Here is a 21,722-nt window from a genome sequence, read left to right on the forward strand (position 1 = left end):
TGTATGCCACTGCTAAAAATAATTAAGCGGTTGCCAACAAATCGCGATTACCGCTTTTGATGTCGATTTTTGGCGCGCCGGCTAGCGGTCGGAATGACCCAAATCGCGCTCGGGGCATATTAGGTCCCGCAGGCGCTGCTTAAGCTCTTTGGCCTCGGGGAATCCGCCATCGCGCTGGCGCTCCCACACCAAGGTGTCGCCCAGCCAAATGGCAAACACACCGCCATCGCCCGGGTGCAAACTCACCTCGTCGAGCTCATCGGGAAAGCTGCTGAGCAGCTCTTGCGCGAGCCACGCGGCCCGCAGCATCCAGCGACACAGGTTACAGTAGTGAATAACTACCCGGGTTTGCGCCACCGGGGGCGCACTAAAATCGTCAAACGGCATACTCTTTACCCGTATCGCGTTAAATTCCCCGACACTGCGCACAACCGGCTAAAAATGGTACTATCGCCTGTATCTGCACAGCGTTGGCGCTGACACTTTGTCACCCAACAGCGGACCGAGACACTGTGGTAGGGAATCATGCTGAAATTACAGCGTAAGGACAAGCCCCAAGATCCCATTCTGGTGGTGGAAAAACTCTATAGCATCGGCAGCGCCAATGATAACAACCTGGTGCTCGATGAGCCCGGCATTGATTCAATTCACGCGCGCTTAGTGGCGAGCGATGGTCACGTTACCTTAAAAGACAACACCAGCGCCCGCGGTTGTTTTGTCAACGGCCAGCGCGTTACCCAAAAACTGCTGCAGGCCGGCGATACCTTACGCCTGGCTGACGTGGAGTTTGATGTACACGACTTTGTGGTTGACCCACAGGCACCCGAGAAAACCAACCAGTGCTGGCAACTGGTTGCCGATGGCAGCTGGCTAACCGGGCAGACCTTTATTATCCCCCCCGATACGCGCTGCGTGCTAGGGCGCAGCAGTGAGTGCGACATAACCATTGCCGGCTCGCATTTATCTCGCCGCCATGTCGAGCTAACGGTGGTGGGCAGCTCGCTACGGGTACACGACCTTAACTCTGCCAACGGCACCTATCTTAACGACGAGTGGGTGGAGGATGATCTCGCGCACAATGGCGACCACCTGCGTATTGACGTGTACAGCTTTCGTATCGTCAGCCCCGATAACGATTTAAAGCGCACCCGTATCCGCACGCCGATACCCGACATTGTTAAACCCATAGAGCGCAAAAGCACCCCCAGTACCCCAAAGCGCTGGAAGACCAAACCCACCTCGCCGGGCAATCGCGACGAGCCCGCCCCGGTAAGCGTTACCTCCTGGGGGTTGTGGCTGGGGGTCAGCGCGCTGGTGGTGATACTGGCGATAGCCGGCTACCTCTACCTGAGCTAGGGGAATATGCTAGAATCGCGCACCGAATTATCCGACTCTTTGAGTAGACACCTTATTTAGTAAACTACTGTGGAAACTTGGCTATGAGCTTTGAAAAAGTCCCCGCCGGCAAAAACCTGCCGGACGACATGAATGTCATCATCGAAATCCCCATGAACGGCGAGCCGATCAAATACGAAGTTGATAAAGACAGCGATGCTATCTTTGTCGACCGCGTGCTTAGCACCTCCATGCACTACCCCTGCAACTACGGCTATGTTCCTCACACCCTGTGCGGTGATGGCGACCCGGTTGACGTGCTGGTACTGATGACCCACGCCTTAATGCCAGGCTCGGTCATTCGCTGTCGCCCGGTCGGCGTGTTAAAAATGACCGACGAATCGGGTGAAGACGCCAAAGTACTCGCCGTACCCGTCGACAAAATCACCCCGCTGTACAGCAAGGTTAAAAGAGTCGCCGACGTGCCTGAAATCACCCTTAAGTCGATCGAGCACTTCTTTGAGCGCTACAAAGACCTCGAGCCCAACAAGTGGGTAAAAATCGACGGCTGGGAAGACGTAGAAGCGGCCCGCACCGAGATCAAAGATTCGGTAGAGCGCTACAACAAAGGCTAACATTAGCCTGCGCGGCCGGCCTTTTACCGGCGGCCAATAAAAAAGCCGGCCCCGCAAAGGGCCGGCTTTTTTGTGCCTAAAAGACCGTCGGGGTCAATCGGCCAGGTGCAGTGCGCTGGTATCGGGGCTAAGCGGCCTGCGGGTATCCGGAATTTGCCCAAGCTCACTGCCCACCGGTGCTAAATCGGCCTCCAGATCCGCCACCATCAGCGGCAGGGGCGCCTCGTGCTCGTCCGGTTTTAGCAGGTCATCCCCCACTTCCGACAGCCCCCAATCGGCTACCTCGACCGGGGCGCTGGCGGGTGCTTCGCGCTCGTTGGCGGTTAACACGTCGGCGCCAACCGGCGCTACATCAAACTCGGGCACCGCCACTGGCGCAACGGCGCCCGCGGCCACCTCAGCGTGCTCGACCAATCGCCCACCGGCGGGGCTTACGCTTAGGCCCGAGGTATCAATCTCTACCGGCACAACGGCGGTACGCTCGGTAACGCGCAATAAACTCGCCCCGACCGGCGCCAATGTAAAACCTCGGGTTGGCGCTGCCCGCGGGGTAGCCTGGCTGCCCGCCGGCACCAGGGTGACGTCGGCGCCGGCCTTAGTCAGTACGGCCTGGTACTTTTTTGCCGTGGCGCCATCGAGGTTGCGCTTTAGCGGTACCGGGCGGCCGCTAAATAAGCTGTCTACACGGGCGCTGTCGACTTTAAAAAGTTGCCCCAGGCGCGCCTTTACCTCATCGAGCTTATGGCCTAAAACAATGTCTCCGCGAAAAACAATATCAAACTTTTTCTCGGCTTCAGCCATAACACACCTCCGGTTCTAGAGCCTGTCTTATTCGTCCTTCGCGCATATTAACACAAGCCCACGCTAACGCTTGAAGCGCGAAGCCGCGCCAGTGTTGGCTAAGAATTAAACTACCCGCCGCCACGACGTTTTTGTGAGAAATCGTTATGGAACATAACTGGAGCCACCGCCTCTTAACTCCCATACTGAAGTTTCGTCGCCGCTTCCGGGAGGCACGCCAGCGACTGGCGGCAATGCCCACGTCGCCAGCCCCCTGCGAATCGGCCCCGATAAAGGATACGGGTGATAATAATGCAACGAACTGCCTTAACGAACTTGCCACCTGACTCGGCCAAATTCTCGGTACTGCACCGGGTAGAGACCGATATTGCCAGCCTCAACCGTAAAATTTGTCAATTGCAGCGCGAGCCTCGCGGCAACGATCAGCTGTTGGCGGCCTACCAGTTGATGCTTAAAACCCGCACCGAGGTGCTGGCCTGCTTGCTCGAAACCCTGGAGCGAGATCAGCCCCATTAATCACTGGCGCTAACGCTTAGCCGCGCCCACCGGTGGCTTATCGAGTGCGGCCTCGCCCAGTGGCGAGTCGTCCATGCCATGGGTCATCTCGCGGCCCGGTTCATCGCGGCCGCGCTCACCGATAATCCGGGCGGGCACACCTACCGCCGTTTGATGAGCCGGCACGTCCTCAAGCACCACACTGCCGGCGCCCACTCGCGCGCACTCGCCCACCTGTATATTGCCCAGTATTTTGGCGCCCGCGCTAATGAGCACACAGTTGCCTATTTTAGGGTGTCGGTCACCTTTGGTATTGCCACTGCCCCCCAAAGTGACCGAGTGCAACATAGAGACGTTATCGCCCACCACCGCAGTTTCACCAATCACAACCCCGGTGGCGTGATCGATCATAATACCGCTGCCAATGCGCGCGGCCGGGTGGATATCGACATGAAACGTCTGCGAGATTTGATTTTGCAAATACAGGGCTAACGAGCGGCGCTCCTGGCGCCACAGCCAATTGGCAAAGCGGTAAGCCTGCAAGCCGTGAAAGCCTTTAAAATACAGCAGCGGCATCACAAACTGGTTGCAGGCCGGGTCGCGCTCGCAATAGGCCTCGATATCGCGACACAGCGCACTCTCAATGCTGTCATCAAGTTGCAGCGCCTGTAAAAACACTTCGCGTATCGACATCGCCGGCACAGCCTGACTGTCAAGCAAGGTCGCCAGATGGTAGCTAACCGCATCGGCCAGCGTATCGTGATTTAAAATACTGGCATGGTAAAAGCTGGCCAAGGCGGGCTCTTGAGCCGCCAGCTCAGTGGCCTCGCGGCGAATATGCTGCCAAATATCCTGGGGGGAAAGCGCTGTGCTCAACCAAGCCTCCGTACGCAATAAGCTTTAAGGGCTACAAACCCTGTCGAGCGCTTATGCTCTCACAATAGCTTGGGTAATTCATCCATTTGGCGAAACAAGCGGGCGCCCTCGGCCAGCATTAACGCATCGGTATTGTCACGTGCGAGCAATGGCTCGTAAGGGCAGTAACCCAGCAATGACATACCCGCAAGACGTGCCGCGCGAGCACCGCTGGGAGAATCCTCCACAACAACGGCCGCCGAGGGTTTAGCGCCCATGGCGCGGGCGGCGTGTAAAAATAAATCGGGCGCGGGTTTACCCTGATCGACATCGGTAGCGCTAAAACGATTAGCCCGGGGAAAGTAATCCAGCAGGCCAGTACTGCCCAGGGTCATTTGCATTTTTTCGTGCCGGCCGTTGGAGGCGACACAAAAAGCAATGCCCTCACCGCGCAGCCAATCAAGCACTGTGCGTATACCGGCAATGGGCTTCACACCAGACTCAAATGCCACCAGAGTTTCCTGCTGTACTTTGCCCCAAAACTCTTCGGCAAATGCCTCGCGCTCGGCCACCGGCCAGCTTTGATAGGGCTCGCTGTCGGCCAGTAATGCGGCCACTTGCTCGGCGCAAACGGCTATCGATTTACCGCGAAACAAGCTCAGCACCTCGGCCACATTAATGTTAATGCCCAGCGGTTGTAAGCAGTCGCGCAACACCTCGGCACTGACGGTTTCCGTGTCAACCAACACGCCATCACAATCAAAAATCACCAGCATTTATCGGCCTTTACGGTAACGTGCATTTAGCCCGGTGCGCAGCTTTGCCAGAGGCTACTCGCCCGCCTCTTGCGGCGTTTTAGCCCGGGCAAAAAAACGCGCGTTAAGGCGTTTCAAAAACACTGGCTCGCGCACCAGGATCACGATAATTATGCAGCAGTGCAGCGCCATGGTAAGCATAAAAAAGTGTGGAATTGTAAAGTCCAGCGCCCCCAAAACCACCACGGCAAAAATAGCAGCGACCACCATAAATAACGCGTTTAAAACATTGTTGGCGGCAATAACCTGAGCGCGAAACTCAGGCCTGGCATTCGCCTGCATCAAAGCTTGCAGCGGCACCGTGTAAAGCCCGGCCGAGCTGCCAAGCGCCAACACCGCGGCCGCCACTGCCCAAAAGCCTGGTTTGCCGGCTAATTGCATAACACTCAACAGCGAATCGCCTTCCTGCATGGGGCTAAAACTATTGCCCGCCAGCGCCAGAGCAACCCCCGCCACACCGACCAAAAACGCACCCAGCGGCACCAGCGCCGGCTCAATTTTATGGCGACTGAGTTTTTCGCACAAAAGCGCACCCGCAATCACACCCAGCAAAAACAACACCAGCAGGCACGTCACCGCCGAGGCACTGCCACCGAGCACCTCGCGGGTAAAGTTGGGCAATTGGGTAAGATAAACCGAGCCCAAAAACCAGTACCAGGAAACCCCGATAAGGCACCAAAACACCGTTTTATTTTGCCGCGCGTAGCCCATGGTACGAGCCATTTGGCGCAGCGGGTTTGGCTCTATCGCCGGCGCGTCAGGCAGCGCCGGCGCAGGCGGAATAGCGCGGCTAAATCGCCAGCCCGCCCAGGCAATTAAAATCCCCCCGGCGGCCACCAGCCATTGCCCGGAGCTCCACTGCATGGCCAGCGTGCCGGCAATTAAACCGAGAAACACCGCCAGCGATGTCCCGGTATGAAACAGCGCATTGGCGCCGGTCAGCTCTTCGCTATTCATATGTTGCGGCAAAATGGCGTACTTAAGCGGACTAAAACAGGCCGACTGTATCCCGGTGGCAAAAATGACGGCCAGCAACATGGCCGAGCTGCCGCGAATAATTGCCACAGCGGCGCACACCATAACTGCGAGCTCCACCAGTTTGATGACTCGTGTTACCCGCGCTTTATCGAGCCGGTCGGCGTACTGGCCGGCGCTGGGGGCAAACAAAAAAAACGGAATAATCAGCGCCGCCGCCACCAGGTTATTGAGCATGTCGATACTCAGCCCCCAGCGCTCTACCCCACCGTAGGTAAAAAGCATCATGAGGGCGCTTTTATAAAAGTTGTCGTTAAAGGCGCCGCCAAACTGCGTCCAAAACAACGGGTAAAAGCGCCGCTCGCGCAGCAATTGAAATTGACTGCGGGTGGCCGGCTCGACAAGACTTGCTGAGCTAACGGTAGGCTTCTCCATGAAAGACCCTAGACGCGCACGTAGCGCTGAAAAATAGTGTTGATGTTATCGAGCACAGCAGATTTTAACGCAATGTCGGTGACCGCCAACTGCCGGGCCAAACGCTCTGGGCTCAGGCTTTGGCTCAAGGTGTCGGCCACCGGTGCGTAGCTCAAGTGCCAGGGCTCGGGAGCTACGCCTCCGGTATCGCGGGCGTAGGGGCGAAAAAAGCCACAGCTGGGCAAGTACTCGTCCAACCAGCGGTGCAACCCGGCGAATACTCCCCCCTGACAGCACTCCGCAGGGGTCAGTTGCACGCTGTAGCCTGCAGGCTGGGCCGCGCTATCGTAAACGTCCATGTCACTGCCCCAGTGATGGCGCGAGCCCCCCGGCAGCGCCGAGTAGCGCAAGATCGCCCACAACTTGTCGGTATCGCTAAGGCTCGCCATTGCAACCGGCTCACCACGATCGTCCAGCACCGGGCGCTGGCCAGAGGCCTTGGCATTAAAAATAGCTAACTGACGCGAAAAGCTACGGTAGCCACTGGCGATCTGCAACGCAAAACCCTCGGCCTGCGCCGCTTTTACCAGCGCCTGGTAAGGAGCAATAACATCCGCGTGCAGACAGACACTGCCCGCTAGCGGCCGCAGCGCACTCTCGTCCAACCCTAGCGCAGCTCGCGCGTTTGTCTCTTTTGTATCCATAGAACACATCATTCCGAAAACGCAGTTTGCGGTAAACCGCTGCAGCCTGTGTCGCGTATGAACCATTAGGCCCCACCTTGCAGGTAGAAGCCACACTGATTGGTAACACAGCGGCGGCATAATCAAGCGGTACATCTAAAGCAGAACAGCTGCCGTAAAAGCCCCAAAAATCAGTGATTTATACGCCTAGCGTGGCTTAATTCGCAAGTTTACTGGCTAAAGTTTGCACTTGTTAGCCATTTATGTAATATAACCATAAGCTATAAATATACATACGGAACCAGCCACAAAATATAACGATAATGTGACAATGGAGCGAAGTAAACATGGCGGCGCAGCACAGTGAGTTGCTTGAGTTAAAAAATTTGGGGATGGCCTCGGTCAACATTCTGCGGGCTATTGGGGTTAACAGCTACGAAGATCTAAAACATATGGGCGCCGTAAACGCCTATCGCCGGATTAAAGACCGGGATATTAACGTTTCAAAAGTCATGCTGTACGCGCTGCATGGCGCCCTGCTCGATATTCACTGGAACGATTTGCCAGCCGACCTAAAAGCCCGCTTAGTGAGCGAGGCCGAGGGCGATCAAGTCGCCAGCGCCTAAGTTGACGGCCCGTTGAGCTAAGGCACCAGCCGGTCGCTGCGCACTGCGCAGCCGATCAAGCAGTAACACCGGGCTGGCGCCTGTTACGCCGTAGACTTAGCCGAAGCTTCCATAGTATTCTCAAACATTACCCTATGTGCCGGCCTTACGCTGGCTGTCAACGCTGCCGAGCCGCTAGATTTAACATGCACTTACCTACTAATCACACCGAGTCACTCGCCGAACTCAGCCAGCGCATTCGCGATATCGCCTCTGACATATTTGCCACCCTTACCCCACACACTGGCGAGATCACCTTAGCCGCCAGCGACGATTTATTTGCCGAGCAAAAAAACTCGCAGGTATTTCTGCTGCGTGCCGGTCAGGTGCAGTGCCAAATGGCCGCCAAAACCATCGTCTGTTGCGAGCCCGGTGACCTGCTTGGACTGCCGCGCACGCTCAGCTTACCCAGTGCGGTATTTAGCGCGAGCGAAGACATTACCGTACAGCCCATTGAGCGCGATGAACTGATTAAGCACGTCTGCTCGGACGCCAACCGGCAAAAGTTGTGGAGCTATTATTTAATCGCCAGATTAAGCTGGTACCAGCAGGCCCTGGCCCTTGAGATTCGCAAAGAGTTTCACCCCAATGCCGGCTTTTTACACTTTAGCGGCGGCGATACGATTATTCGTCAGGGGGATGAGGCGGATTTGGTTTACACCCTGCTTGAGGGCCATGCCGAGGCCGTGTGTGACGGCGTCACCGTGGGCCAAATTAACCGCGACGAAATTTTTGGTGCGCTGGCTGTTTTTACCGGTCAGCGACGCATGGCCGACGTAGTCGCCACCACCGACTGCACGGTACTGACGGTTCGCAAAGAGGAATTTATCGAGCTGGTGGAGCATCAACCCCACATTTGTATTGGCTTGATCGAAGAAATGGCCGACAAAATTAAAGGCCTGAACAGCCAGCTGCGCGATCAGCACTAGCCGCAGCGGCGCTCTAGTTAGCTTACCCCGGCGGCGCTAAAAAGCCGCCCCCTCATTTGGCCATAGAGATAACCGCTCTGCCCCCCCCCTGCCCCACCCGGGCGAAAACACAGTACAAAAGGCCGTTGAGCGTGCGCAATTCGAGCAAAGTCACACTTTTTATACATTTGTCATTGACAAAGTAACTGATAATTATTATCGTTACGGTTATCGGGTAGCGATTTATTGCTCCCGCTGATCATTCAATTCTCCTGCAAGTCAATTGTCTGATCTTCTCCTCTGGCCCTTAGGGGCCAATGGGTACTTAGGTACCCTGGCTAATCACGGTTGCTTAGGCCGCCCTTTGGGCGGCCATTTTTCTCTCGCCCCTATTGAAATTTTACCCGCCAACACGCATATAGTATGTCACCTGCTACGGTTCACCAGGAGACACTACCGTGATGCGCATTGGTTTATTTATTCTGACAAATTTAGGGGTACTGGCACTCGCCAGTGTCACGCTTAACTTACTCGGTGTGGGCCAAATTCTTAACGAGTCCGGCACCGGTCTCGATTTAACCAACCTACTTATCTTTTGCGCCGTCTTTGGTTTTGCCGGCTCGTTTATCTCGCTGTTTTTATCCAAGTTTATGGCCAAGCGCGGTACCGGCACCAAAATCATCACTAATCCACGCACCCCCGACGAAAAATGGTTAGTCCAAACCGTGGCCGACTTAGCCGAGCGCGCCGGTATTGGTATGCCCGAGGTGGGTATCTTTCCCGCCAACCAAGCCAACGCCTTTGCCACCGGCTGGAACCGCAATAAGTCACTGGTCGCCGTGAGCGCCGGGTTACTGCAGCGCTTTGATCGCGAAGAAGCGCGCGCGGTATTGGCCCACGAGATCGGCCACGTCGCCAATGGCGACATGGTCACCCTGACACTGATTCAGGGGGTGGTGAACACCTTTGTCATGTTTTTTGCCCGCATTATTGGCTACACCGTTGACCGGGTGGTGTTTAAAACCGAGCGCGGCGTGGGCATCGGCTATTACATCGTCACCTTCGTGGCCGAAATACTGCTGGCGTTTATTGCCTCGATGATTGTGATGGCCTTTTCACGCCACCGCGAATATCGCGCCGACCACGCAGGCGCGACCCTGGCCAGCCGTGAGGGAATGATTCGCGCACTGGAGCGTCTAAAGGCCGAAACCCAGGCTGGCGCCCCAACGCCTATGCCCAAAAGCATGCAGGCCTTTGGTATCTCTGAAGGTTGGCATAAAACCGCCGGCAAGCTGTTTGCCAGTCACCCACCGTTAGATGAGCGTATCGCTGCCCTTAAAAACCATGCCTAAAACGCTAGTTCAACTCACCGCCCTGCTACTTAGTTTTATCGGCGCTGCATCTTGCAGCGCCGAGCCGGCGCCCACCGCCACACCAGCCCCGCCGTTTGCCACCGATGACGAGCGCAACACCATCGAGGTATTCGAGTTTGCCAGCCCCAGCGTGGTTTACGTCAACCGCTACCAAGTCGTGCGCGATCGCCGCTCGCTCGATTTGCTGTCGATTCCTCAGGGTGCCGGCACCGGCTTTGTCTGGAGCGAGGCCGGTTACATCGTCACGAACTACCATGTGGTGGAGGGCGCACAGCGGCTTTCTATCACCCTGCCCGATCAAACCAGCTGGCCCGCCACCGTAGCGGGGCTCGCCCCCGACAAAGACCTGGCGGTGCTTAAGGTTGAAGCCCCCAAAGATAAACTTCAGGCACTGCCCATGGGCGACTCAGCCAATTTGTCGGTTGGCCGTAAAGTGCTGGCGATTGGCAACCCGTTTGGTCTGGATGCCACCTTAACCACCGGTGTGGTGAGTGCCTTGGGGCGCGAAATTCAGGCCCCCAACCAGCGCAAAATCCACAACGTGATTCAAACCGATGCGGCGATTAACCCCGGTAACTCGGGCGGCCCACTGCTTAATTCGGCCGGTGAGTTGATTGGCGTTAACACCATGATTTTTAGCCCCAGTGGTGCCAGTGCGGGTATTGGCTTTGCCATCCCGGTTAATATCGTCAAACAAATTGTGCCGCAACTGATTGAATACGGCCGCTTAGTGCGGCCCGAGTTTGGTATCGAGTTTGCGCCCGACCGCTGGGCGCGCCGCGCCGGGGTTGAAGGGGTGGCCATTTTACACGCCGCCGCCGGCAAACCCGCCGCCAGGGCGGGCCTGCAAGGGGCCAGGCGCGGCGCCTGGGGCACCATCGAGCTGGGCGACATTATTATCGCGCTGGACGATACCCCCACCCGCAATTACGATGAGTTTCTCGCACTGCTCGAAACCCACAAGCCGGGGGACACACTAGAGGTGCACTTTGTACGCGACGGCGAGCTGCGCCAAACCCGCGTAACCCTTAGCCAACCGGAGCTGTAATAACCGTGGCCGACCATTACCTGTGCCAGCTTAGTGAGCTGGCCGACAATACCAGCCGCGGCTTTGACCTGCCAGAGGCAGATATCAGCGTGTTTGCCGTGCGCCGGGGCGAGCGCGTTTATATCTACCGCAACCTGTGCCCCCATGTACACATCCCGCTGGAATGGGTCGAGCACGAGTTTTTAACGGCCGATAACAGCTTGATTCAGTGCGCCAACCACGGCGCCCTGTTTACCATTGAATCCGGTCAGTGCATTGCCGGGCCCTGCAGCGGGCAAGCGCTGCAGGCTATTGAGCCGGTTATTCGCGATGGCGCGCTCTACGCGGTGATTAACGTTTAAGCTGCACGTCAATACGCCGGGTGAGGGTGATGTCGCTGTGCTCGGGCTGAATCTCAGCGCGATAGGCCAGCACCTCAACGCCCCGCGCCACCGCATCGTAAAATGCCTCGCTGTAGGCCGGGTCGATATGCTCCGCGGCCGCAACGCGCTCGATGCCGGTGTGCTGCACACAAAACAACAGTACCGCCCGCGCGCCCGACTCGGCCATTAACGCCAGCTCGCGCAAATGTTTACTTCCGCGGCTGCTGACCGCATCGGGGAAGTACCCCTGCCCTGCAGCGCCCTCTTTAAGGGTGACGTTTTTTACCTCGACGTAGCAGTCGGGCCCATCGCCGGTTAATAAAAAGTCGATGCGGGAGTTTTCATCGCCGTATTTCACCTCGGCTTTGCAGGCTCCGTAACCGGTAAGCTCCACAATGGCGCCCGCGGCAATGGCCTCGGCCACCAGCGCATTGGCCCGGTTGGTATTAATACCGGCTAAATCCCCCGCCGGGGTGGTGGCGACCTCCCAGGTATTGGGGTACTTGCGGGTTTTGCTGTCGGAGTGAGAAAACCAGCAATACTCGCCGGGCGCCAGACATTCGCGCATTGAGCCGGTATTGGGGCAGTGGATGGTCAGTTCGCTACCGTCGCTCAGCTCAACATCGGCAAGAAAGCGTTTATAACGGCGAAGCAAACGCCCACGCTGCCAATTTTTAGCATCCTTCATAACCACCTCACATCGCGAAAATGCGACATTATAGGCGACCGTAAGCCTAAGTCGCGCCCATCCGGTTAATATCTAACCAATTTTGCAAAAAAAACTGGCACAGCTTTTTGTAATCTGGTAGCTTCGCTTTCCTTCCGCCATAGTGGGCCAAATAGCCACTGTGAGCGAAGCGGAGATCCGCGGTGTCGGTAGACCGACCCCCGTAACCTTGACACTGGTCTGGCGCTGTAAATGCACCAGAATCAGCCCCAGGAGAGACAGAGGCGTTGCACTATGCCCAATGATTCAGCCAAAGCCGAAAGCTATACGCTGCGCACATTTTCGCCCTACAAAGAAAAGAAGGGCGAAGAGTACATGAACCCCGCGCAGCTGGAGCATTTTCAGAACCTGCTACTGTCGTGGCGCCGGGAACTTATGGAAGAAGTTGACCGCACCATGAGCCACATGAAAGATGAGGCCGCCAACTTCCCCGACCCCGCCGACCGCGCCAGCCAGGAAGAAGAGTTCAGCCTAGAGCTGCGCACTCGCGACCGCGAGCGCAAACTCATCAAAAAGATTGACAGCACGCTCGAGCTGATCGAAAACGAAGACTACGGTTTTTGCGACGCCTGCGGTGTCGAGATTGGCATTCGCCGCCTTGAGGCTCGCCCTACCGCGACCTTGTGCGTCGATTGCAAAACCCTCGATGAGATCAAAGAAAAGCAAATCGGCGGCTAATCTCGCCTGAGCGGGCGCCACCAGCGTGGCGCCCGTTTGCTACTCCCGATTAAAGCCACCACTAGCCGGCACCCTGCCACCTCATGCCTTATATCGGCCGCTTCGCCCCATCGCCCTCCGGGCCACTTCACTTCGGTTCGCTGGTGAGCGCACTGGCAAGCTATCTCGACGCACGTCACCATCAAGGCCACTGGCTGATGCGAATGGACGACATTGACCCACCCCGGGAAATGCCCGGTGCCGCCGACGACATTCTGCGCACACTGGAGCAACACGGGCTTGAGTGGGACGGCGAGGTATTGTGGCAAAGCTCGCGCTCAGAGGCCTACCACGAGGCACTCACCGAGCTGCAACAAGCCGACCTGGTTTACCCGTGCAACTGCACCCGGCGCGACATCAACGCCAGCGGCGGTATCTACAATGGCCACTGTCGCCATCACCCACCGGACAACAATGGCCCGCAGGCCCTGCGGCTTAAGCTGTACCAGTTACCCGAGCCGTTTAGCCAACTGGCCGATACGCTGGCATTTACCGATTTACTGCAAGGGGCACAGGCGCAAAACCTGGCACAAGATGTGGGCGATGCGGTGGTGCTGCGCAAAGACGGGCTATTTGCCTATCAGCTGGCGGTGGTGATTGACGACATTGCCCAGGGCATCACCCACGTGATTCGCGGCGCCGACTTACTACCGGTTACGGCCCGGCAGATACGCTTTTTTGAATTGCGCGGCGCCACGGCACCACACTACGGCCACGTGCCGGTGGCTACCGGCGAGAACGGCCTAAAACTCAGCAAACAAAACCACGCACCGGCACTGAATAAAACCCAAATTGGCGAAAACCTCTGGCAGGCACTGGCCTTTCTGAGGCAAAATCCCCCCAAGGCACTCGGCTGCGAATCACCCGCCACGATACTTGCCTGGGCTACCCAGCACTGGCAAATCTCAGCACTTACCGGTATCGCCGCCCAGCCAACGCCCTGAATAATGGATACTCTATGAATAACCAGCGTCTGGTGATTTTGCTGCTGCTGATTGCCTATATATTCTCGCCCACCCTATTCACCTGGATTGTGAACCCGGAAGGCGCCTGGTATCGCCCGTATATCATGTGGATTTTGGTCATCGCCATCGCTTACGCTATACAGGCTCGCAAGAAACCCTCATGACTTTTGAACTCGTTCACGTCGCGCTTATCGGGCTCGGCTACCTGCTGCTGATTTTTGGTATTGCCACCATTACCGAGCGCGGCTGGCTGCCCCGCGCCATCACCGAGCACCCGGTTACCTATATTTTGTCGCTGGGGATTTTTGCCAGCGCCTGGGCTTTTTACGGCGTTATCGACTTGGCGTTTCAGTTTGGCTATGGCGCGCTGGCGTACTACCTGGGTACCGGCGCCCTGTTTTTGTTTGCCCCGGTGGCGCTCGAGCCGATCACCGAGCTGGCCCGCCGCCACCAAGTGCACTCGCTGGCCGACTTACTGGTGTTTCGCTACCACAGCCACGGCATAGGCGCCCTGACAACCCTGTGTATGCTGCTGGGGATATTGCCGCTGATGGCCCTACAGATTCAGGCGATTGCCGACACCATGCATATCATGACGGTCAGCCGCGACCCGGCACTACCCATTGTCGGCACCGGGCTGACCTTTAAAGATCTCATGGCCCTCGCCTACTGCGGTATGTTGGCGCTGTTTACTATTTTGTTTGGCTCCAACCGCGAGCGTCACCGCGGCCTGATTACCGCCATGGCGTTTGAGTCGCTGCTTAAAGTGTTTGCCCTGTGCGCCATCGGTTTACTGGCTGTGTACGGCGTATTCGATGGCTTTAGCGGCCTCGATGAATGGCTTGAGCGCAACCCCGAGAACCTCGCCCTGCTGCACTCGCCCATTCGCGACGGCGCAGCCCACACTCTGCTGCTGGTGTTTGTGGCCACCGCCGTCACCATGCCGCACATCTTTCATATGGGCGTGGCCGAAAACCCCATTTTGCGTAACACGCGCACGGTCACCTGGGCGTTTCCGCTGTTTTTGCTGTTTTTGGCGCTGCCGATCTTTCCCATACTGTGGGCGGGGTTTGAGTTATCGGTGCCACTGCCGGCGCAGTACTTTACCCTGGGCGTCCCCATTTTGGCCGGCTCCCACTCGTTAACAGTACTGGCCTTTGTCGGCGGCCTGTCGGCCTCCACCGGCGCCATGGTGGTGATTACACTGGCGCTCTCGACCATGGTGATGAACCACTGGATTCTGCCGTTTTTACGCCTGCGCCGCCGGCAGGATATTTACAGCCAGCTGGTCTGGCTGCGCCGCATTGTGGTCGCCGCCCTGTTTTTAGGGGCCTACCTGTTTTACTGGATGCTGGACAACCGCCAAAGCCTGTTTCATCTGGCGCTGGCGGCTTTTATCGAAACCCTGCAGTTTTTGCCCGGTATATTCGCCATCGTCTTCTGGACCCGGGGCAACCGCCGCGGCCTGATTGTCGGTTTAACCGCCGGCACCCTCGTCTGGGGTGTCGGTTTGTTGATGCCATTAATTACCGGCATCAACACCATAACCGTGCCCTTTGGCGATGGCGAGCTGGGCGTGGGCATGGAGCACTGGAGCCAAATTACCCTCTACTCTCTGGGGCTCAACACGCTGCTGTTTGTGGGTGTCTCACTGCTGACGCGGCAGACCGAGGAGGAATCCTACAGCGCCGAGCTGTGTGCCGCCGACGAGCTGTCCCACCCGGTGCGCCAGGCGCTGGATGTGCACTCGGCCGATGAGTTTAAAACCCGGCTGGCTAAACCGCTGGGCAAGGTAACCGCCAGCCGCGAGGTGGATATCGCCCTGAAACAGCTCGGTCTGAATGTCGCCGAGCGGCGCCCTTACGCCCTGCGCCGTCTGCGCGATCAGCTGGAGGCCAACCTGTCCGGCCTGATGGGGATTCACGTGGCCGGTGAGATTATGGACAACCACCTCCCCTACAAGCTGGCCGAGGCACGCGACACAGTCGACATTAACCTGATCGAAAACCGCCTGTCACAGTACCGCAGCCACTTAACGGGGATGGCCGCCGAGCTCAACAACCTGCGCCTATACCACCGTAAAACCCTGCAAGAGCTGCCCATGGCGGTGTGCTCGCTGGGGCGCGATAAAGAAGTCCTGATGTGGAACCGGGCCATGGCGAGCCTGACCCATATCCCCTCCGAGGTGGTGATCGGTTCACATCTGGACGACCTGGCGCAACCCTGGTGTGAACTGCTGCTGAACTTTAGTGAGGGCGAGGACGCCCACCTGTACCGCCACGAAATCAGCCTGGAGGGCCGGCCGCACTGGATCAGCCTGCACAAAGCCGCGATTGAGGGGCCCGCCACCGGCCGCCGTGTGCAACCGGCCGCGTTCCGCAAAAGCGAGTATGATCAGGTTATTCTGCTTGAAGACGTCACCGAAACTCAGCTGCTCGAGCAAGAGCTGATCCACTCCGAGCGCCTGGCCTCGGTAGGCCGGCTGGCGGCTGGGGTGGCCCATGAGATCGGCAACCCCATTACGGGTATTGCCTGCCTTAGCCAAAACTTACGCTACGAGTCGGATAACCCCGAGATCCTTGAAACGGCTGAGCAAATTTTGAGCCAAACCGACCGCGTCAGCAAAATTGTACAATCATTGGTGAGTTACTCCCACAGCGGACAGAACAAAAAAAGCGCGTTTGAGGCCGTGGTACTGCGCGAGTGCGCCAGCGAGGCTATCGGGCTGTTATCACTGCAAAAAGAAAAAACCCAGGTGCACTTTGACAACCTGATTGCCAACAACGCCATTGTCGCCGGCGATACCCAGCAGATGATTCAGGTATTTATCAACCTACTGTCTAACGCCCGGGATGCCAGCGAACCGGAAGGACGTGTTATCCTAGACAGCGACGAAGATGAAGACAACATCACAATTACCGTTACGGACCAGGGTGAGGGCATCTCGCCCGAGCACATCGATCAGATTCTGGAGCCATTTTTTACCACCAAAGATCCGGGCGAAGGCACCGGGCTTGGGCTGGCAATGGTGTACAGCATTATCGATGACCACGGCGGTACTTTGGACGTGATCAGCCCGGTCGATACCGCGACCAATCGCGGAGCTCAACTGGTTATCAAACTGCCGCGTCACCTGGAGTCCATGCTGCCGATTGACAACATGATTCGCGGTGACGCGACCGACAAGGCCGATTGAAGTAACTATGACTAAGATTCTGGTTGTTGAAGACGAAGCAATTATCCGCACAGCGCTGCGCAAGCTACTCGAGCGCAACAAGTACGAGGTCAGCGAAGCCCCTTCGGTACGCGAGGCCACCAGCAAGTTCCAGCTCACTGATTTTGAGCTGATCATCTCGGACTTGCGCCTGCCCGGCGCCCCCGGCACCGACCTCATCAAACTCGCCGGGGACATCCCGGTGCTGATCATGACCAGCTACGCCAGCTTGCGCTCGGCGGTGGATTCCATGCGAATGGGGGCGGTGGACTATATCGCCAAACCCTTTGATCACGACGAGATGGTCACAGCCGTTAAACGTGTGATCGGCAAATCCAGCGCCGCCAAACGCGATCTGGTACCGAGCACCGACAGCAGCAAAGTTACCGGCATGATCGGCTCCAGCGAGGTCATGAAGAAACTCTACAGCCGTATTGCCAAAGTCGCCCCCACCGATGCCACCGTACTGATTCACGGCGAAACCGGTACCGGTAAAGAGCTGGTCGCCCGCTCACTGCACGAGCAGAGCCGACGCCACAAAGAGCTGATGATCTCGGTCAATTGCGCCGCCATTCCCGAAACCCTGATCGAGTCCGAGCTGTTTGGTCACGAGAAAGGCGCCTTTACCGGCGCGGCCAGCACCCGTGAGGGCCTGGTAGCCGCCGCCGATGGTGGCACGCTGTTTCTGGACGAAATTGGCGAGCTACCGCTAGAGGCTCAGGCACGCCTACTGCGCGTACTGCAGGAGGGAGAAGTGCGCCCACTGGGCTCAGTAGAGTCGCGTAAAGTCGACGTCCGACTGGTTGCCGCTACCCACCGGGATTTACGAATGCTGGCGCAAGAGGGCAAGTTTCGCGAAGATCTGTACTTTCGCATCCATGTCATTCAGTTAGAGCTGCCACCATTACGCGAGCGTGGCCGCGACATCTTACAACTCGCCGAAGCGCTACTCACCCGTTACTGCCACCAGTTTAACAAGCCAATACTCAAGCTCTCACCCGAAGCCATTCAGGCCATTACCACCTACACCTGGCCCGGTAACGTGCGCGAGCTGGAAAACGCCATGCAGCGGGCGGTGATCTTGTGTGAGGATGAGCGCGAAATCAGCCACGAGCTGCTGGCCATCGACCTCGATTTGGTAAGGCTGGACGAAGAAGACGACAACCCCTACATGCAGGCGGGTAACAGCCTGTCCCGTAACCGGCCTTCGCACCAGGATCCACCCGAAGACTTATCACTGGAAGATTACTTCCAGCACTTTGTACTCGAGCACCAGGACACCATGAGCGAGACCGAGCTGGCGAAAAAGCTGGGGGTAAGCCGTAAATGTCTGTGGGAACGTCGCCAGAGATTTGGCATCCCCAGACGCAAATCCGGCACCACGGCCACTAAATAGCCCGCTTAACTCTGCCAAATCGCCTGTACCCACACGCCGCACCTGCGGCGTGTGTCGTTTCTGCCCCATCGATTGCGGCTAGTCTCAGTCAAAAAAGTGATTTATACGCCAGAATAATTCATTGAATGCCAATTTGTTACCGGCGGCCTCAGGGCTGTTACCCCACTCAACTGTTACCCCCACCACACAGCCGTAACAATAACAGCGTAAAGCTGTAACCGTTAGAAATAACAAAAACGAATATACCCATACATGAAAATGTTAAATCGTTGTTTTTGTTGTAATTTTTACAACTGGCACAGCAAGTGCTTTATACCGTGTACATAACAACAAGAAACAATAAAAAAGCGACACACACTAATAACAACAACAAACAATAAGAAACGTAGAACCGCTTATAAAAACAATAAACAATTACAAAATGAATAAGTTCAATAATAACAACAAGAAATAATAAGAAAGGGTAAAAACATAATAAGAACAATAGACAATAAGAAAAGAAACAAACTTAAAAATAACAACAAACAATAATGATAAGTAATAATAAAAAAATAACGATAATAAAATATAAAGCGGAACGACTGACTAGGCACCAAATGGATAGCAACTGATTTGGAATGGGCAGGGACGCAGATTAAACAACTTGTGCCGCCCATCCCACGGGAAAGCTTATGCTTTCCCGTTTTGCTTTCTGGCCTACCCCGCAAGCCCGTGATAGACTTGGGCTATATTAAATTTCAGCCGCCTGCCGGCTCAAACTCCAAAGTGCAGATTACTCCATGCTGAAAAGGCTGTTCAAACTCATTACCCCTCGCTCCAACTCCAACACCCCCAAGCAGCCAATTGTCATCCCCCGGGATCAACACAGCGTCTCCCGCAAGCTGGTCAGCCACGCCGCCATTAAAGTCATGAAGCAGTTAGGCGACCACGGCTACGAGGCCTATTTAGTCGGCGGTGGCGTACGGGATTTACTGTTGGGGCAGCAGCCAAAAGACTTTGACGTGGCCACCAACGCCAAGCCCGAGCAAATAAAGGGGTTGTTTCGCAGTGCACGCATCATCGGCCGCCGCTTTAAAATCGTCCACGTGCGCTTCGGCCGTGAGATTATCGAGGTAACCACCTTTCGCGGACACCACGAGGCCGCCCGCAGTGAGCACGGTATGGTGCTGCGCGACAATGTGTACGGCTCGGTGCAATCTGACGCCGTACGCCGTGACTTTACCGTCAACGCCCTCTATTACTCGCTCGACGGTTTTGCGGTACACGACTTTACCGGCGGCATTCACGATTTAGAAAAACGCACCCTGCGCATGATCGGCGACCCCACCACGCGCTATCAGGAAGATCCTGTGCGTATGTTGCGGGCGATCCGCTTTGCCGCCAAGCTGGGCTTTACCCTGGCCCCGGAGACGGCCGCCCCGATCCCTAAACTGGCCAACCTGCTCAGCAATGTGCCCCCGGCGCGCCTGTTTGAAGAAGTGCTAAAGCTGTTTCTGGCCGGCTCCGCCACGGCCACCTTCCATCTGCTGCGTGAATACAAGCTGTTTGGGCAGCTGTTTCCCATGGTCGAAGCGCACCTGCAAACGGGCGACCCAATTGCCCTGGCAATGGTTGAGCAGTGCATGTGCAACACCGATAAGCGCATTCGCGCGGGCAAATCCATTACCCCGGCGTTTATTTTTGCCGCCCTGCTGTGGCCGCCGCAGCAAGCCTTACTGGGGCAACTTATGGGCACTATGCCCAAAGGTCAGGCCTTTAACGAAGCCTGCCAGCAAGTTATTAGCGCGCAACTGGCGCGCATTGCCATCCCCAAACGTTTCTTGATCCCGATGCGAGAAATTTGGGACATGCAGCACCGGCTTACCTTGCGCGGTGGTCAGCGGGCCTACACCATGCTCGAGCACCCGCGCTTTCGCGCCGCTTATGACTTTGTGCTACTGCGCGAAGAGGCCGGCGAGCAACTCGATGGACTGGGCAACTGGTGGACGCAGTTTCAAACTGCCGACGAAGCCTTGCGCGCCAAGCTGATAGACAACATTAAACCCAGCGGCCCGCGAAAATCACGCCGGCGCCGTAACAACCGTAAAAGCCCGGCCCCGAAACCGGATTGACGCCGTGAGTGATTGGTCCAGCCACTGTTGCTATATAGGCCTTGGCAGTAACCTCGACGAGCCGTTAGAGCAGGTAACACGCGCACTACAAGAGCTTGCCGCACTCGAGAATACCGAGCTGGTGCGCGCTTCATCACTGTATCGCTCGCGCCCTGTGGGCCCTGGCGAGCAGCCCGACTACATTAACGCCGTCGCTCAGCTCGCCACCAGGCTCGCCCCCGAGCCGCTGCTGGACGCACTACAGTCACTGGAGCAAGCCCACCAGCGCGAGCGTCTGGAGCGCTGGGGCCCGCGTACTCTGGATTTGGACATACTGCTGTACGACAACGTCCGGCTTAACACTCAGCGCTTACGTGTGCCGCACCCGTACCTGCCCGAGCGCAACTTTGTATTGCTCCCGCTACTGGAAATTGCCCCGGAGCTGTCGCTGCCCGATGGCACCTCTATCGCCTCATTGGCACAGCGCTGCGGCAACGAAGGTTTGATAAAGCTCCCGCCGCAGCGCTAAACTGCGCGAAGCATTCACTGAGGACTCTAATGTGGTAGACGCTGTGTTCGAAAAGCTGGCACTGGACTTATCCTCTGTCAAGCTGCCCAACTACATTGCCATCGAGGGCCCCATTGGCGTAGGCAAAACCACCTTGGCGCGCAACCTGGCGCAATTGTTCAATTACGACTTACTGCTCGAGCAGCCCGAAGAGAACCCCTTCTTGGCGCGGTTTTATCAAGAGCCAAAATCCGTTGCCCTACAAACGCAACTGTTTTTTCTGTTTCAGCGCGCCGGACAAATCCAGCAGCTGCGGCAGGATGATATGTTCAGCTCCCATCGCATTGCCGACTTTATGCTGGAAAAAGACCAGCTGTTTGCTCAGGTAACACTGGACGACGACGAGCTGGCTATTTATCAGCAGGTTTACGAGAAGCTCACCCTCGATGCGCCTCGCCCCGATCTGGTGATCTACCTGCAAGCGCCCTTAGACGTGCTTCAAGCCCGTGTAAAGCAGCGCGGTGTCGAGTTTGAGCAACACATCAGCGACGAATACTTAAAAGTATTAAACGAAGCTTACACCAGCTTTTTTCACTACTACGACAGCGCGCCATTGCTTATTGTTAACGCTCAGGATTTAAACCTCGCGCAAAATCGCGACCACTTTCAGCATTTGGTTGAGTACATCACCACCATTAAAAGTGGCCGCCACTACTACAACCCCACGCCCGTTTTATAGAG

General features: G+C 56.7%; 23 protein-coding genes. 16 read left to right on the forward strand and 7 right to left on the reverse strand.

The window, feature by feature from the left end; translation table 11 throughout:
• Positions 1-81 precede the first annotated feature (81 nt).
• Entirely contained in the window at positions 82-387 is a 306-nt protein-coding gene (locus tag AAC019_RS09290) for a SelT/SelW/SelH family protein (RefSeq protein WP_339898493.1), read from the reverse strand.
• 138 nt (positions 388-525) lie between these two features.
• Between AAC019_RS09290 and AAC019_RS09295 the strand changes: the two genes are divergently transcribed.
• Together AAC019_RS09295 and ppa are read left to right on the forward strand one after the other, a co-directional pair.
• The gene (locus AAC019_RS09295) at positions 526-1,356 is read left to right on the forward strand and encodes an FHA domain-containing protein (protein ID WP_339898494.1); all 831 of its coding nucleotides are present in this window, start codon (positions 526-528) and stop codon (positions 1,354-1,356) included.
• Between the two features lie 83 nt (positions 1,357-1,439).
• Positions 1,440-1,970: an inorganic diphosphatase gene (ppa, locus tag AAC019_RS09300; RefSeq protein WP_339898495.1), complete on the forward strand. Its 531-nt coding sequence runs from the start codon at positions 1,440-1,442 to the stop codon at positions 1,968-1,970.
• Positions 1,971-2,063: 93 nt separating this feature from the next.
• On the opposite strand, the gene AAC019_RS09305 is transcribed toward ppa, so the two are convergent.
• Positions 2,064-2,771 (reverse strand): hypothetical protein, encoded by a 708-nt coding sequence (locus AAC019_RS09305; RefSeq protein ID WP_339898496.1) that lies wholly within the window; start codon positions 2,769-2,771, stop codon positions 2,064-2,066.
• A 291-nt stretch (positions 2,772-3,062) separates the two neighbouring features.
• On the opposite strand from AAC019_RS09305, the gene AAC019_RS09310 reads away from it, so the two are divergent.
• Entirely contained in the window at positions 3,063-3,287 is a 225-nt protein-coding gene (locus tag AAC019_RS09310; protein WP_339898497.1) for a hypothetical protein, read from the forward strand.
• Positions 3,288-3,296: 9 nt separating this feature from the next.
• Here AAC019_RS09310 and cysE read toward each other — a convergent pair whose 3' ends face one another.
• Genes cysE through AAC019_RS09330 form a run of 4 tightly spaced genes read right to left on the reverse strand, consistent with a single transcriptional unit; the run spans position 3,297 to position 7,029 of the window.
• Entirely contained in the window at positions 3,297-4,142 is an 846-nt protein-coding gene (gene cysE / locus AAC019_RS09315; protein WP_339898499.1) for a serine O-acetyltransferase, read from the reverse strand.
• 59 nt (positions 4,143-4,201) lie between these two features.
• Positions 4,202-4,897 (reverse strand): HAD-IA family hydrolase, encoded by a 696-nt coding sequence (locus AAC019_RS09320; RefSeq protein WP_339898501.1) that lies wholly within the window; start codon positions 4,895-4,897, stop codon positions 4,202-4,204.
• A gap of 54 nt (positions 4,898-4,951) precedes the next feature.
• Complete coding sequence (locus AAC019_RS09325) at positions 4,952-6,346, reverse strand: MFS transporter (protein ID WP_339898503.1); 1,395 nt, start codon at positions 6,344-6,346, stop codon at positions 4,952-4,954.
• Between the two features lie 8 nt (positions 6,347-6,354).
• The gene (locus AAC019_RS09330; RefSeq protein WP_339898504.1) at positions 6,355-7,029 is read right to left on the reverse strand and encodes a M15 family metallopeptidase; all 675 of its coding nucleotides are present in this window, start codon (positions 7,027-7,029) and stop codon (positions 6,355-6,357) included.
• Between the two features lie 326 nt (positions 7,030-7,355).
• Here AAC019_RS09330 and AAC019_RS09335 point away from each other — a divergent pair, with 326 nt between their 5' ends.
• The 5 genes from AAC019_RS09335 to AAC019_RS09355 all read left to right on the forward strand — a co-directional run bounded on the left by AAC019_RS09335 (position 7,356) and on the right by AAC019_RS09355 (position 11,343).
• The gene (locus tag AAC019_RS09335) at positions 7,356-7,634 is read left to right on the forward strand and encodes a TfoX/Sxy family protein (RefSeq protein WP_339898505.1); all 279 of its coding nucleotides are present in this window, start codon (positions 7,356-7,358) and stop codon (positions 7,632-7,634) included.
• Between the two features lie 185 nt (positions 7,635-7,819).
• The gene (locus AAC019_RS09340; protein WP_339898506.1) at positions 7,820-8,602 is read left to right on the forward strand and encodes a cyclic nucleotide-binding domain-containing protein; all 783 of its coding nucleotides are present in this window, start codon (positions 7,820-7,822) and stop codon (positions 8,600-8,602) included.
• Between the two features lie 440 nt (positions 8,603-9,042).
• A complete protein-coding gene (gene htpX / locus AAC019_RS09345; protein ID WP_339898570.1) occupies positions 9,043-9,933 on the forward strand; it encodes a protease HtpX in 891 nt (296 codons plus the stop codon).
• On the forward strand, positions 9,899-11,002 hold the full coding sequence (locus AAC019_RS09350; protein ID WP_339898507.1) for a trypsin-like peptidase domain-containing protein: 1,104 nt from the start codon (positions 9,899-9,901) through the stop codon (positions 11,000-11,002). Before htpX ends, AAC019_RS09350 begins: the two co-directional genes overlap by 35 nt.
• Before the next feature lie 5 nt (positions 11,003-11,007).
• Complete coding sequence (locus tag AAC019_RS09355) at positions 11,008-11,343, forward strand: Rieske 2Fe-2S domain-containing protein (protein WP_339898508.1); 336 nt, start codon at positions 11,008-11,010, stop codon at positions 11,341-11,343.
• Here the strand turns inward: AAC019_RS09355 and sfsA are convergent.
• Positions 11,333-12,052, reverse strand: a complete 720-nt coding sequence (gene sfsA, locus AAC019_RS09360; RefSeq protein ID WP_339898509.1) for a DNA/RNA nuclease SfsA — start codon at positions 12,050-12,052, stop codon at positions 11,333-11,335. The genes AAC019_RS09355 and sfsA overlap by 11 nt on opposite strands.
• A 273-nt stretch (positions 12,053-12,325) precedes the next feature.
• Here sfsA and dksA point away from each other — a divergent pair, with 273 nt between their 5' ends.
• The 8 genes from dksA (at position 12,326) to AAC019_RS09400 (ending at position 21,720) form a co-directional block, all read left to right on the forward strand.
• A complete protein-coding gene (dksA, locus tag AAC019_RS09365) occupies positions 12,326-12,769 on the forward strand; it encodes an RNA polymerase-binding protein DksA (protein WP_041522780.1) in 444 nt (147 codons plus the stop codon).
• An 83-nt stretch (positions 12,770-12,852) separates the two neighbouring features.
• Positions 12,853-13,752: a tRNA glutamyl-Q(34) synthetase GluQRS gene (gluQRS, locus tag AAC019_RS09370; protein WP_339898510.1), complete on the forward strand. Its 900-nt coding sequence runs from the start codon at positions 12,853-12,855 to the stop codon at positions 13,750-13,752.
• A gap of 14 nt (positions 13,753-13,766) precedes the next feature.
• A complete protein-coding gene (locus AAC019_RS09375) occupies positions 13,767-13,937 on the forward strand; it encodes a hypothetical protein (protein ID WP_339898511.1) in 171 nt (56 codons plus the stop codon).
• On the forward strand, positions 13,934-16,969 hold the full coding sequence (locus tag AAC019_RS09380) for an ATP-binding protein (protein ID WP_339898512.1): 3,036 nt from the start codon (positions 13,934-13,936) through the stop codon (positions 16,967-16,969). The genes AAC019_RS09375 and AAC019_RS09380 overlap by 4 nt, the downstream gene beginning before the upstream one ends.
• 7 nt (positions 16,970-16,976) lie before the next feature.
• Positions 16,977-18,383: a sigma-54 dependent transcriptional regulator gene (locus AAC019_RS09385; protein ID WP_339898514.1), complete on the forward strand. Its 1,407-nt coding sequence runs from the start codon at positions 16,977-16,979 to the stop codon at positions 18,381-18,383.
• A gap of 779 nt (positions 18,384-19,162) precedes the next feature.
• Complete coding sequence (pcnB, locus tag AAC019_RS09390) at positions 19,163-20,494, forward strand: polynucleotide adenylyltransferase PcnB (protein WP_339898516.1); 1,332 nt, start codon at positions 19,163-19,165, stop codon at positions 20,492-20,494.
• Positions 20,495-20,498: 4 nt separating this feature from the next.
• Positions 20,499-21,002, forward strand: coding sequence for a 2-amino-4-hydroxy-6-hydroxymethyldihydropteridine diphosphokinase (gene folK, locus AAC019_RS09395; RefSeq protein ID WP_339898518.1), 504 nt, complete (start codon positions 20,499-20,501; stop codon positions 21,000-21,002).
• A 31-nt stretch (positions 21,003-21,033) separates the two neighbouring features.
• A complete protein-coding gene (locus AAC019_RS09400) occupies positions 21,034-21,720 on the forward strand; it encodes a deoxynucleoside kinase (protein ID WP_339898520.1) in 687 nt (228 codons plus the stop codon).
• The last annotated feature ends 2 nt before the right edge of the window (positions 21,721-21,722 follow it).

The organism is uncultured Gilvimarinus sp., assembly GCF_963975215.1.
Taxonomy (GTDB): domain Bacteria; phylum Pseudomonadota; class Gammaproteobacteria; order Pseudomonadales; family Cellvibrionaceae; genus Gilvimarinus.

What these genes read in the sequence shown, in the direction of transcription:
- AAC019_RS09320 (WP_339898501.1), bottom strand. Translation starts at nt 4,897, where the DNA reads ATGCTGGTGATTTTTGATTGTGATGGCGTGTTGGTTGACACGGAAACC.
- AAC019_RS09375 (WP_339898511.1), top strand. Translation starts at nt 13,767, where the DNA reads ATGAATAACCAGCGTCTGGTGATTTTGCTGCTGCTGATTGCCTATATA.
- AAC019_RS09330 (WP_339898504.1), bottom strand. Translation starts at nt 7,029, where the DNA reads ATGGATACAAAAGAGACAAACGCGCGAGCTGCGCTAGGGTTGGACGAG.
- dksA (WP_041522780.1), top strand. Translation starts at nt 12,326, where the DNA reads ATGCCCAATGATTCAGCCAAAGCCGAAAGCTATACGCTGCGCACATTT.
- AAC019_RS09350 (WP_339898507.1), top strand. Translation starts at nt 9,899, where the DNA reads ATGAGCGTATCGCTGCCCTTAAAAACCATGCCTAAAACGCTAGTTCAA.
- AAC019_RS09380 (WP_339898512.1), top strand. Translation starts at nt 13,934, where the DNA reads ATGACTTTTGAACTCGTTCACGTCGCGCTTATCGGGCTCGGCTACCTG.
- htpX (WP_339898570.1), top strand. Translation starts at nt 9,043, where the DNA reads ATGCGCATTGGTTTATTTATTCTGACAAATTTAGGGGTACTGGCACTC.
- sfsA (WP_339898509.1), bottom strand. Translation starts at nt 12,052, where the DNA reads ATGAAGGATGCTAAAAATTGGCAGCGTGGGCGTTTGCTTCGCCGTTAT.
- AAC019_RS09295 (WP_339898494.1), top strand. Translation starts at nt 526, where the DNA reads ATGCTGAAATTACAGCGTAAGGACAAGCCCCAAGATCCCATTCTGGTG.
- AAC019_RS09325 (WP_339898503.1), bottom strand. Translation starts at nt 6,346, where the DNA reads ATGGAGAAGCCTACCGTTAGCTCAGCAAGTCTTGTCGAGCCGGCCACC.
- AAC019_RS09290 (WP_339898493.1), bottom strand. Translation starts at nt 387, where the DNA reads ATGCCGTTTGACGATTTTAGTGCGCCCCCGGTGGCGCAAACCCGGGTA.
- gluQRS (WP_339898510.1), top strand. Translation starts at nt 12,853, where the DNA reads ATGCCTTATATCGGCCGCTTCGCCCCATCGCCCTCCGGGCCACTTCAC.
- AAC019_RS09310 (WP_339898497.1), top strand. Translation starts at nt 3,063, where the DNA reads ATGCAACGAACTGCCTTAACGAACTTGCCACCTGACTCGGCCAAATTC.
- AAC019_RS09385 (WP_339898514.1), top strand. Translation starts at nt 16,977, where the DNA reads ATGACTAAGATTCTGGTTGTTGAAGACGAAGCAATTATCCGCACAGCG.
- pcnB (WP_339898516.1), top strand. Translation starts at nt 19,163, where the DNA reads ATGCTGAAAAGGCTGTTCAAACTCATTACCCCTCGCTCCAACTCCAAC.
- AAC019_RS09335 (WP_339898505.1), top strand. Translation starts at nt 7,356, where the DNA reads ATGGCGGCGCAGCACAGTGAGTTGCTTGAGTTAAAAAATTTGGGGATG.
- AAC019_RS09340 (WP_339898506.1), top strand. Translation starts at nt 7,820, where the DNA reads ATGCACTTACCTACTAATCACACCGAGTCACTCGCCGAACTCAGCCAG.
- AAC019_RS09305 (WP_339898496.1), bottom strand. Translation starts at nt 2,771, where the DNA reads ATGGCTGAAGCCGAGAAAAAGTTTGATATTGTTTTTCGCGGAGACATT.
- ppa (WP_339898495.1), top strand. Translation starts at nt 1,440, where the DNA reads ATGAGCTTTGAAAAAGTCCCCGCCGGCAAAAACCTGCCGGACGACATG.